Genomic DNA, 10,624 nt, shown 5'->3' with positions numbered 1-10,624 from the left:
ATGCCAGCCCACCGCCGAGGAGCAGGAGACTCCCCGCCAGCCCGGCCAGGTGGGTGTTCGCGCCGGTGCTCGGCAGGTGGCCGTGCGGCGGCTTCGCGGTCACCGTCGCGCTGGACGGCGGGGAGGTCACCGGCGGACCGGACGGCGGAGTGCCCGTCGCCGTCGCCGTGTTGGTGACCTTCCCGCTGTCGACATCCGCCTGCGTGACGGTGTAGTTGGCGGTGCAGGTCACGGACGTGCCGGGGGCGAGCGAGGCCGCGCCGGCCGGGCAGGTCACCACGGGCGGAGTGCCGCTGCCCGAGAAGGCCGTCTCGTTCACCGTCACATCGGTCAGCGTGGCGCTCCCGGTGTTGGTCACCAGGAAGCTGTAGTCGACGACCTGCCCGACGGCCGAAACCGTGGTCGGCGAGGCCGACTTGACCACGGTGAGCGCCGGGGCCGGGGTGTTCGGGACGCTGGTCGAGGACGGCGGGGACGTCGCGGGCGGACCGGTGGGCGGAGTGCCCGTCGCCGTCGCCGTGTTGGTGACCTTCCCGCTGTCGACATCCGCCTGCGTGACGGTGTAGTTGGCGGTGCAGGTCACGGACGCGCCGGGTGCGAGCGAGGCGGCGCCGGCCGGGCAGGTGATCGTGGGCGGGGTGCCGTTGCCGGAGAACGCGGTCTCGTTCACGGTGACGTTGGTCAGCGTCACGTTCCCGGTGTTGGTCACCAGGAAGGAGTAGTGCAGCACCTGGCCGACGCCGGTCAGTTCGGTCGCATCCACCGACTTCATGATGGTGAGCGCCGGGTTGGGCGTCGCGGTGACGGTTGCGTTGGAGGGCGGTGAGGTGACCGGCGGGCCGGTGGGCGGTGTGCCGGTGGCCGTCGCGGTGTTGGTGATCGAGCCTGCGTTGATGTCGGCCTGCGTGACGGTGTAGGGGGCGGTGCAGGTCACGGACGTATTGGGGGCGAGGGAGGCGGCGCCGGCCGGGCAGGTGATCGTGGGCGGGGTGCCGTTGCCGGAGAACGCGGTCTCGTTCACGGTGACGTTGGTCAGCGTGACGTTGCCGGTGTTGGTCACGAGGAAGCTGTAGTCCACGACCTGCCCGACGGCGGTGACCGTGGTCGGGGACGCGGTCTTCATGATCGTGAGCGCGGGCGTCGCGGGGACCGGGGTGTTGGTGAAGGTGCAGACCACCAGCGGGCTGTTCTTGCCCTCCACCGTGGGTGGGAACGGCAGGTTGAAGGTGGTCGCGCCGGTGCCCGAGGCGACCGGGGCGTTGCCGTTGGCCGTGTCGACGCAGTCGTAGGCGGTGGTGTAGTTGGCGAGGCTGCCGGAGGCGGCGGTCTCGGTCAGCGTGTAGGTGGTTCCCGACACGGCGATGACCGGGCCGGCGGGGGGTGTCTGGATGCCGGTGCTGGTGCCGGTCGTGGTGGCGGTGTTGCCCTGGGTGACGCCGCCGCCGGTGATCGCCAGGTTGAACTGGTCGTTCGACGTGGTCGACGAGGCGAACCGGCCGACGATGTTCTTCTGCAGGGCCAGGGTCGGGTTGGTGGAGCAGGCGCCGAGGTCCACGGACAGGAACGCGTTGTTGGAGTACGGCGTGGGCCCGGCCGTGATCACGCCGGTGTTCGGGTTGAGCTGCTCCAGGAAGGTGGTGGTCCCCGAGGCGAACTCGATGTAGAGCATTCCGGCGTTGTCGAAGGCCGCCCCGTTGAACGAGTTGCTGTCCGGGTTGGGCAGGGTGCTCAGCACCGTGTCGGTCAGCGGTACGCCGGTGGCCGACCCGGTGGTGGGGATCGGCCCGGCGACCCGGCCGATGGCGGCGTCGGTGCCGACGGAGGAGAGGGCGTAGAGGTTGCCGCCCGCGTCGAAGGTGATGTCGCCGTTGGGGCCGGAGGCGCCGGTGACGGGCAGGTCGAAGGTGGCGATCACGCCGGGGATCGCCGTGTTGGTGGTGGTGTTGAAGCCGTAGAGGGTGGCCACGCCGGGCGTGGTCGCCGTGCCGGGCTCGAAGCTGGCGTAGTAGTAGATGCCGTTGACCGGGTCCACCGCGCCGGAGACGAAGGAGTCGGTGGTGGCGCCGGCGGATCCGGTGTAGGTGGTCCAGGTCTGGGTGGCCGCGTTGTAGCCGTACACGTTGACGGACCCGGCGACGGTCGGGGTCTGGTCGACCACGTAGGCGGCGGTGCCGCCGTCGGTGATCCCGAGGGCGTTGGTGAAGCCCGACCCGGCGGGGAGCGTGCTGACCGTCGTCGCGGTCACGCTGGATCCGCCGACGCTGCCGGCGGCCAGGGCCAGCAGGGTGCCGTTCGCGGCGGTGGAGGAGCCGCGCTGGATGGCGTAGATCGTGTTGCCCGTGCAGTCCAGGGGGTCGCCGGGTGCCCGGGGCAAGCGGCCGAGCGGGGCGGCGCTCGGCGGGGCGGCCGCGCTGCTCGGCCCGGCCGGTCCGGCCGCTGCGGATGGCGCGGCCTCCGGGGACGGGGCTCCTGGAGCGCTGCTCCGGCCGGTGGGCGTCGCGGCCGGTGAGGGGTCGGCCTGCGTTGTCGTGGCGCCGGTGCCGGGGTCCTTCCACTCCAGTACGACGAGGCCGTTGCCGCCGTCGCCGCTGTGGCCGCCGCCGTCCTTCGCCGCGTCGGCGCCGCTGACGCCCGCGATGGACGGGGCGAAGCCGCCGAAGGCCGCCCCGGTGACGTACTGGCGCTCGGTCACGTGGGGCGCAAGGCCTTGCGGCCCGTCTCCAGGACCGGCCCCGGCCCCGGCAGTGCCGGCGCCGCTCGCGGTCGCGCTCGCAGCCGCGCTCGTGGCCGAGGCCGTGCCGCCGTCGGCTGCCAGCAGGGTGTCCGCGGGGGTGTGCGACTGGCCCGACCGGATGGTGGAGGCGCCACCGCTGCGGGCCGCCGGGGAGTCCGGGCCGTCGGGACGCGACCGCCCGCCCTGGCCCGGTACCACCGTCAGCCGCTGTCCGGCCGTCACCTCCAGCAGCGCGGTCGCGTAGGCGCCGCCGGCGCCCGGCCGGTTCGCGTGGTCGTGGCTGGCTACGGCGGTGTCGCCGTCGGCGGCCGCACCCGCACCCCAGGCCTTCGCCCTGATCGAGGAGACCCCGGTGGGGACGGTGAAGTCCTGGTCGCTTCCGGTGTAGGCGAAGGACAGGCAGTCGGTGTAGCCGGCATCCGCCGGGCACGTCTGAGCCGCGTGCGCGGCGGGTGCGGCCAGCAGCGGGACGAGCGGCGCCGGCGCCAGCATCAGCACGGCCGCCAGCATTCCCGTCCAGCCGCGCCGCGCCGAGCCCGCCCTCCTCGGCGGACGGGCCAGGGCTCTTCCTGGCGTCTCGAAGGCTCGGGCCAAGCCCCAGTGGCGTCTGACTTCGGGCATCGGGGACTCCCCAGGGTGCTCGCGGGACTCTTGGATGACGGCATGAATGCGGCCGTAAGGTGACGAACTGACTATGTCGTCCGTGTTATCCGGGCTGATCCGGCGCGCGGGAGAAGTCATCCCGGCGGCCCATGCGAGCGAGCTGACAATCTGACGGACGGACTGCCGAGTACGGCTGTCGGAGTGACGGCTGACGCCACGGCGGTCACGGCGGTCACGGTGCCTCGCCTGCAAGCGGGGCCCGGCGCGGGGTCTTCCCCCTCGCGCGCTGCCCGCAAACGGACGGCCGGGCTCGGCAGGTCGGCGGAGCCGCCGTCCGCGCGAAGCCCGTCAAGCTCCTGTGGGAATCTGAACTCGCCTTCGGCTGACCAGAGTTGATCCGGAAAGCCGCCGGGCTCACTGGCGAACTGACGGACAGTCGGCTTCAGGGGCTGGTGGCGAAGGCGGTGATGTCCGCCAGCGGCGGCTGGTAGCCGTGGGTGGTGTCCACGTGCAGGTGCGGCACCGGCAGGGACGGCGGGGTGAAGTCGTCCAGCAGGTTGCCCGGGCCGGGCGGGGCGGCGAGGAGTGCGCGGTCGGCGTGCGCGGCGCGGCGCGGGTGCGTCGTCAGGCGGGCCCGGATCCGGGCGCGGGCCACTGCCGGGTCCACCCGGCAGTGCACGATCCGCAGTTCGGCGTGCTCGGCCAGCGGGGTCAGGCCGGGCCGCCACAGCCGGTCCTGGAACGCGGCCTCCGCCACCGCGCTCACCCCCGCGCGCACCAGGACCTCCAGGACGTCGAAGAACGCCGCGCGCACCGCCTCGTCGGGGTTCCCGGCCCGGGTGCCCGCGTGCACCAGGCCCTCCTTCAGCTCGTCCCGGCACACCGCCGGGCAGCCGAGGGCCTGTGCCAGCGCGTGGGCCAGCGTCGTCTTCCCGCTGCCCGGCCCGCCGCTCACCACGATCAGCACCTGTGGACCCCTTTCGTCAGGCCAGGCCAGGTCAGCTCAGGCCACGTCAGGCCAGGTCAGGTCAGGCCAGGTCAGGCCAGGGCGCGGAGCAGGCGGTCGGCGAGGGTGGGGTAGGGGCGGCAGTCCAGGACGGGCAGGTGGTGGGTGCGGGCCTGGTCGGCGAGCCAGTGGGAGTAGCGGGCGCTGACGGCGGCGCGGCGTTCCTGCGGGCCGCAGTCGGGCTCCCGCTGGGCGTAGTTGGCGCTGATGCCGGCCGCGTCGCCCTCGTGCAGGAACACGGCGCGCACGACGCGTTCCTGCCCGGAGGCCTCGGCGGCGGCGCGGGCGGCGGCGGCCGGGGTGAGGTAGTCGCCTTCGACGATCGCGGGCACGTCGACGGTGAGGCGGTTGCGCACCACGCCGAGCAGGGCGTCGTCCAGGGCGCGGGCGGTGGCGATCTGCAGTTCCAGGACGCGGTCGGCGGGCAGCGCGTCGGGGTCGTCGAGGCCGTCGAAGTGGTGCAGGCCGGGGTGGCCCTCGGCGGTGGTGGCGGCGTGCAGGGCGGCGACGACGTCGTCGAACTCGACCACGAACGCGCCGCTGTGCCGGGCGAGTTCGGCGGCGGCGCGGCTCTTGCCGAGGCCGGAGGCGCCGCCGAGCAGCAGGACGTCCCAGGTGGGGGCGCTGCCGTTGCCGTCCCCGTTGGCGCTCCCGCTGCCGTTGGTGTCGTTGCTGTGCATCCGGGCACGGTACCCGCCGTGCGGGGTGGGGCGGTAAGCGGTTTCGGGGGCGGGCGGGCTCTGAGGGGTGAGGGAGGTGTGGGCCTTCCCCGCCTGGCCCCCGGCGCCCGACAGCCGGCCCCGGCCCGGTCCCGTCCGTCACCCGCGCCGCACCCGCCCCCGGCGCAGCGCGGGTGACGGGAAGCGGGTCGCGGGAGGCGGAAGCGGGCGTCAGGCGTCAGGCGTCGCGCGGCGGGCCGAAGCCGGCGGCGAGCACGGCGAGCCTGGCCAGCAGGCCGTCGGCGAGCGGGAAGGCGGCGTCGCCGGCCAGCCAGCGGCTCAGCGCGGTCACGTAGCAGTCGAAGACGAGGTCGGCGACGGCGGCCGGGTCGAGGTCGGGGCGGATCCGTGTCCGGTTCAGTCGTCGTGCAGCGGGCGGCGCACCACCCAGGGCAGGACGAACCACAGCCCGGCGAAGATCAGCGCGACGACGGAGGTGATGGCCAGGGCCGTGGCGGTCCCGAGCACGACATCCAGGACCAGCAGCACGGCGCCGGTGAGCGCGCAGGCCAGCAGCACCAAGCCCAACTGGGCGATGTGGACGGAGACCTTGACGATCCGCGCCTTGCCGGGGTGGCGGAACAGCCCGCGGTGCAGCGCCACCGGGGTGGCGAACACGGCCGAGGAGATGACGGCCAGCAGCAGGGTGGTGACGTAGACGTCCTGCTGGCCGTCGGTGAGGGTGGCGAAGCGCGGGGTGAAGGCGACCCCGAGCAGGAACGCGAACACGATCTGCACGCCGGTCTGCAGCACCCGCAGCTCCTGGAGCAGTTCCACCAGCCGCCGGTCGGCCCGGGCCCCCGGGCTCTCCGGGCCGGACGGGGACGGGGCGACGGGCGGCCCGGGTTCGGGCTGGGGCGGCGGGGTGCTGGTCATGCGTCACCTTGATGTCGGAGGATGCCCCGGCTTTCAGGTCGGGGAGGAGCTCGGTTTTCCGCGTGGCGGGTCGGGGGCGGCCGTTTTGCCGCTCACCGGGCCGGTGTCCACCGCCCCGGTCCAAGCACCTTTGTCAGACCGTCAGGCTATGTTGCCGGTCATGGCGATCACGGCGCAGGACACGGACGGGTGTACCGGGCATACCCGGTACACCTACCGGCTGCGATGGACTGCGCGCACTGCGATGCGAGAACCAAGCGCGCACTGCCGCTGGGACTGCGCACCTATACCTGCACCACGTGCGGAGCCGTGTCCCCCAGGGACAAGAACTCCGCTTACGTGATGCTCAACCGGGCAGGTCTGAACCCGGCTGACGCTGATGGCAGAAGACCTGCCGGGACGCCGTCCCGGAAGGCGGCCTGAGTCACCAATCCACCCGACAGAAGCCGGAATCCCCGGCGTCAGCCGGGGGAGCAGTCAAATTGTGCTGGCCCGCCGTCCGGCTCGGTGCCGTCCAGGCGGTGCTGCCAGGCGGTGAGGAGGGTCTGCAGGGCGGCGGCCTCCTCGGGGGACAGGAGGGCGAGCAGGCGGTGCTCGTTGCGCAGGTGGGCGGTGAACGCCTCGTCGATCAGCCGCAGTCCGGCGTCGGTGAGGGCGACGACGCGCCCGCGCCGGTCGCCCTCGGCGAGGCGGCGGGTGACGAGTCCGGCGCGTTCGAGGCGGTCGATCCGCTTGGTCATCGCGCCGGTGGTGACCATGGTGTGGGCGGCGAGTTCCCCGGGGGCCCGCTCGTAGGGGGCGCCGGTCCGGCGCAGCGCGGCCAGGACGTCGAAGTCGCCCTCGCCGAGGCCGTAGCGGGAGTAGACCAGGGCGAGTTCGCCGGTCAGCCGGGCGGCGAGGCGGTGCAGGCGGCCGATGACGGCCAGCGGGGAGACGTCGAGGTCGGGGCGCTCGCGCCGCCACGCGGCCTGGATCAGCGCCACGTGGTCGGCGTCCGCGCCCGGCGGGGAGGGCGTCCGGGGGTGCTGCTGGTGCTCCATGGGGCCATCCTACCGCCAGTACCTTCCCAGGAAGGTATATTGCCTTCCATGGAAGCCAATCTGCGGTGGGTCCCGCTGACCGCGGTCGCGCCACTCGCCTGGGGCGCCAACTACTACGTCACCCACGCCTACCTGCCCGCCGACCGGCCCCTGTGGGGCGCGGCCCTGCGCGCCCTGCCCGCCGGACTGGTCCTGCTCACCCTGTCCCGCCGCCGCCCGCACGGGCCCTGGTGGTGGCGCAGCGCCCTGCTCGGACTGCTCAACACCGCGGTGTTCTTCGTCCTGCTCTACCTCGCCTCCCAACTGCTGCCCACCAGCACCGCCGCCACCGTCATGGCCGCCTCCCCGCTGGCGATGCTGCTCACCGCCTGGGCACTGGCCGGGCAGCGCCCGCACCGCGCCCACCTGGTCGGCGCGGTGGTGGGCCTGGGCGGGGTGGCGCTCACGCTGCTCGGCGCGGGCGGCGCGGTCAGCAGGGCCGGGCTGGCGGCGTCGGCGGCGGCGATGCTGGTCTCCTGCGTCGGCTACGTGCTGGCCGCCCGCTGGCGCGAGGGCGCGGACCCACTGGCCGTCACCTCCTGGCAGCTGACCGCCGGCGGCCTGATGCTGCTGCCCCTGGCCGCCGCCGCGGAGGGCGCGCCCCCGGCGATGGACGCCCGCACACTCCCGGCCTTCGGCTACGTCACCCTGGTGGCCACCGCCCTCGCCTTCGCCCTCTGGTTCGCGGGCCTGCGCCACCTGCCGGCCGGCACGGTCGGCCTGCTCGGCCTGCTCAACCCGCTCGCCGGCGTCCTGCTGGGCGCCGGCCTCGCGGGGGAGGGGCTCGGCGCGCGCCAGGTGTGCGGGCTGGCGCTGGTCCTGGCCGGCGTCCTGCTCGGCCGCCCCCGCGGGCCCGCCCGCCCTGCCGAGGTCTCCGTCGCGGCCGAATCCGGTACCCGCATCAGGAGTTGACGAATCGTCAGTCCATCGGCCGGGTCGGATGGTGATCCAGGACGGCACACGCGGCCCCGGGGGAGCGGTGCCCGATCGCCACGTCCACGGCCGCGTCCGCAGTCGCCGCCCGACCCCGCCCCCGCCCGGCCCCTGCCGCCCGCGCCCCCGCTGCGCCGCGCCGGCGCCCGCTGCCCGTAGGCTGGGCGGGCCGTCACCGGCACAGACCGTCACCAGTACTGACAAACACGACAGAAGCGGGCAGGGGCATGCAGTTCGACGACCAGGGCGACCTCGACACCTCGCAGGTGGACGACCGGCGCGGGATCCCGGGCGGGAAGGTCGCCATCGGCGGCGGGGCGGTGGGCCTGATCGTCGTGCTGTTCGCGGTCGTCCTGGGCGTGGACCCCCAGCTGCTGGGCCTGTCCTCCGGCGGCGGCTCCACCACCTCCAACGGCGCGCACACCGCCGGCGAGGTGCAGCAGGCCTGCAAGACCGGTGCGGACGCCAACCGGCGCCAGGACTGCCGGATCGTGGCGGTCACCAACAGCGTGCAGGAGTTCTGGCGCGCCGAACTGCCCAAGCGCACGGGCGCCGCGTACCGCAACGCCGAGACGGTGCTGTTCACCGGTCAGGTCTCCACCGCCTGCGGCCCGGCGACCTCCGCCGTCGGCCCGTTCTACTGCCCCGGTGACCGCAAGGCCTACTTCGACCTCGGCTTCTTCAACGAGCTCTCGGCCCGCTTCGGCGCCAAGGGCGGTCCCTTCGCCGAGTCCTACGTCGTCGCCCATGAGTACGGCCACCACCTCCAGAACCTCCTCGGCACCATGCAGAAGGTGGGCAGCGACCGCCAGGGCGCCAACAGCGCCTCCGTGAAGCTGGAACTCCAGGCCGACTGCTACGCCGGGGTGTGGGCGCACCACGCCACCACCACCCCGCAGCCCTCCACCGGGCGGCCGCTGATCGCCTCCCTCACCGACCAGGACATCGCCCAGGGCCTGGACGCGGCCGCGGCCGTCGGCGACGACCGGATCCAGAAGCAGGCCACCGGCCGGGTCAACCCGGAGGGCTGGACCCACGGCTCCTCCGAGCAGCGCAAGACCTGGTTCACCACCGGCTACCGCACCGGCGACCTCGCCCAGTGCGACACCTTCGGCAAGCTCTAGCCCCGCGAGCTCTAGCCCAGCGAGCCGGCGGGCCGGCTCCCGGAGTGCGGCGGCGCGCCCCTGTCAGATGTCAGGGACCGCCGCCGCGCCCGCGTTCCTAGGCTGCTGAGCACCGGCCGGACCCCACGTCAGGCCGCTCACCAGCCAAGGGAGAACCATCCATGCGCAGGATCACCCACGCCGTCGCCACCCTCGCCCTCGCGACCGCGGCCCTGACCACCCTGACCACCCTGGGCGCCGGCAGCGCCGGCGCCGCCGACGGCTCCTGGGCGGGCTGTCCGTACGGGGCGGTCTGCGTCTACCCGCAGAACCAGAACCCGGCCTCGGCCCCGAGCGAGGTGTATTGGAGCTACGGCGCGCACAACCTGAGCAACCAGTACGGCAACCACTGGGTCCTCAACAACCAGTCCGGCGGCGCCCACGCCCACCTGTGCAAGGGCTCCGGCGGCGGCAGCTGCGTCTACGACATCCCGGCGCAGAACGGCGTCCTTCACGTCACCCCCGTCCGAGATCCACTCCGCCTCGGCCTCGGCGGGCACCGCCTCGTGCGGGATGCCGGGCGCGATCTTCAGGGCGGCGCGGGGTGCGGCGCGCGCGGCGCCCGCGGGCGTGTGGGGGTGCGGAGGGGGGGGGGTCCACCGCGGCCCCCCCGCCGCAGCCCCCCCGCCCTACCGTCGATGCATCGTCGTCCCCGGCTCCCAGCACGTCGACCCGGCCCGCTGGAGCCCGCTGATCTACAACTTCCGCCACTACTACGGACCCGGCCCCGAGCTCGGCCACAGCTTCCGCACCCAGACGCCCCGCTGAAACCGCTGAAGCTGCTGAAACCGTTGAAACCACTGAAACCGTTCTGCCGCTTGCGCGAGAGAGTGTCAGCCCCACCTGCCAAGGTGACGGGCATGGATCTCGACACCTTCTGGCAGATCATCGACGACACCCGCGCCGGCGCCGCCGACGAGAGCGAACACGCCGACGCGCTCACCGAGCACCTCGCCGGCCTGGCACCCGATCAGATCGCGGACTTCGACCGGCACTACGCGCAGCAGAAGGCCCGCTCCTGCACCTGGCTGCTCTGGGGCGCGGGCTACCTCGTCAACGGCGGCTGCAGCGACGACGGCTTCGACTACTTCCGCGACTGGCTGATAGGCGCCGGCCGAACCCTCTTCGAACAGGCCCTCGCCGACCCGGACAGCCTCGCCGAACTCCTCACCCCCGACCAGGAGGAACTGGAGGCCGAAGACCTCGCCTACGCGGCCACCCATGCCTACCGTCAACTCACCGGCGCCGACCTCCCCTCCAACGGCATCACCTCCGGCCCCCCGACTGGCGAGCCCTGGGAGGACGAAGACCTCCCCACCCTCCTCCCCCACCTGTCAGCCCGCTTCGCCGACTAGCCCCCGCCCACCGGACGTCACGCGCCGCCGTTTCCACCTCGGGGAATTATGTAGACCAACCGTCATATTCCTCGGCCCCCCAGCCCGCCAGCCTGGGGGGCACGGCGCAGGAATGCGACCAGTCCGCCTTACGGCGCGTGGGGGATGGGGCTCACG

General features: G+C 73.7%; 9 protein-coding genes and 2 pseudogenes. 5 read left to right on the top strand and 6 right to left on the bottom strand.

Features of this window, described 5'->3' with window-relative positions; all coding sequences use genetic code 11:
• The 5 genes from ACFV61_RS31155 to ACFV61_RS31135 all read right to left on the bottom strand — a co-directional run.
• A partial coding sequence (locus ACFV61_RS31155) for a hypothetical protein (protein WP_380495250.1) occupies positions 1-3,355 on the bottom strand: 3,355 nt, incomplete at its 3' end.
• Positions 3,356-3,779: 424 nt separating this feature from the next.
• Entirely contained in the window at positions 3,780-4,304 is a 525-nt protein-coding gene (locus ACFV61_RS31150; RefSeq protein ID WP_380495248.1) for an AAA family ATPase, read from the bottom strand.
• 71 nt (positions 4,305-4,375) lie between these two features.
• Positions 4,376-5,023, bottom strand: a complete 648-nt coding sequence (locus ACFV61_RS31145; protein ID WP_380495246.1) for an AAA family ATPase — start codon at positions 5,021-5,023, stop codon at positions 4,376-4,378.
• Positions 5,024-5,240: 217 nt separating this feature from the next.
• A complete protein-coding gene (locus tag ACFV61_RS31140; RefSeq protein ID WP_380495244.1) occupies positions 5,241-5,468 on the bottom strand; it encodes a hypothetical protein in 228 nt (75 codons plus the stop codon).
• Positions 5,420-5,938: a DUF6328 family protein gene (locus ACFV61_RS31135; protein WP_380495242.1), complete on the bottom strand. Its 519-nt coding sequence runs from the start codon at positions 5,936-5,938 to the stop codon at positions 5,420-5,422. The genes ACFV61_RS31140 and ACFV61_RS31135 overlap by 49 nt, the downstream gene beginning before the upstream one ends.
• Positions 5,939-6,109: 171 nt before the next feature.
• Here ACFV61_RS31135 and ACFV61_RS31130 point away from each other — a divergent pair.
• Positions 6,110-6,361: pseudogene (locus ACFV61_RS31130) on the top strand (zinc ribbon domain-containing protein); the annotation flags it as partial.
• A 38-nt stretch (positions 6,362-6,399) separates the two neighbouring features.
• Here ACFV61_RS31130 and ACFV61_RS31125 read toward each other — a convergent pair.
• Positions 6,400-6,978 carry a MarR family winged helix-turn-helix transcriptional regulator gene (locus ACFV61_RS31125; protein ID WP_380495240.1) on the bottom strand — a complete coding sequence of 193 codons (579 nt, stop codon included), beginning with the start codon at positions 6,976-6,978 and terminating at the stop codon, positions 6,400-6,402.
• Positions 6,979-7,026: 48 nt separating this feature from the next.
• On the opposite strand from ACFV61_RS31125, the gene ACFV61_RS31120 reads away from it, so the two are divergent.
• The 4 genes and pseudogenes from ACFV61_RS31120 to ACFV61_RS31105 all read left to right on the top strand — a co-directional run bounded on the left by ACFV61_RS31120 (position 7,027) and on the right by ACFV61_RS31105 (position 10,468).
• On the top strand, positions 7,027-7,929 hold the full coding sequence (locus ACFV61_RS31120; protein WP_380495238.1) for an EamA family transporter: 903 nt from the start codon (positions 7,027-7,029) through the stop codon (positions 7,927-7,929).
• 248 nt (positions 7,930-8,177) lie between these two features.
• Positions 8,178-9,074, top strand: coding sequence for a neutral zinc metallopeptidase (locus tag ACFV61_RS31115; RefSeq protein WP_380495236.1), 897 nt, complete (start codon positions 8,178-8,180; stop codon positions 9,072-9,074).
• A gap of 681 nt (positions 9,075-9,755) precedes the next feature.
• Positions 9,756-9,881 (top strand): annotated as a pseudogene (locus ACFV61_RS31110) (flavin reductase family protein); the annotation flags it as partial.
• Positions 9,882-9,973: 92 nt separating this feature from the next.
• Positions 9,974-10,468 (top strand): DUF4240 domain-containing protein, encoded by a 495-nt coding sequence (locus ACFV61_RS31105; RefSeq protein WP_063347022.1) that lies wholly within the window; start codon positions 9,974-9,976, stop codon positions 10,466-10,468.
• The last annotated feature ends 156 nt before the right edge of the window (positions 10,469-10,624 follow it).

This window comes from Kitasatospora sp. NPDC059817 (assembly GCF_042731835.1).
In the GTDB taxonomy this organism is placed as follows: Bacteria; Actinomycetota; Actinomycetes; order Streptomycetales; family Streptomycetaceae; genus Kitasatospora.
The sequence above is the reverse complement of the archived record's forward strand: the minus strand, read 5'-3'. Positions and strand labels throughout refer to the sequence as shown.

What these genes read in the sequence shown, in the direction of transcription:
- ACFV61_RS31120 (WP_380495238.1), top strand. Translation starts at nt 7,027, where the DNA reads ATGGAAGCCAATCTGCGGTGGGTCCCGCTGACCGCGGTCGCGCCACTC.
- ACFV61_RS31115 (WP_380495236.1), top strand. Translation starts at nt 8,178, where the DNA reads ATGCAGTTCGACGACCAGGGCGACCTCGACACCTCGCAGGTGGACGAC.
- ACFV61_RS31145 (WP_380495246.1), bottom strand. Translation starts at nt 5,023, where the DNA reads ATGCACAGCAACGACACCAACGGCAGCGGGAGCGCCAACGGGGACGGC.
- ACFV61_RS31105 (WP_063347022.1), top strand. Translation starts at nt 9,974, where the DNA reads ATGGATCTCGACACCTTCTGGCAGATCATCGACGACACCCGCGCCGGC.
- ACFV61_RS31125 (WP_380495240.1), bottom strand. Translation starts at nt 6,978, where the DNA reads ATGGAGCACCAGCAGCACCCCCGGACGCCCTCCCCGCCGGGCGCGGAC.
- ACFV61_RS31135 (WP_380495242.1), bottom strand. Translation starts at nt 5,938, where the DNA reads ATGACCAGCACCCCGCCGCCCCAGCCCGAACCCGGGCCGCCCGTCGCC.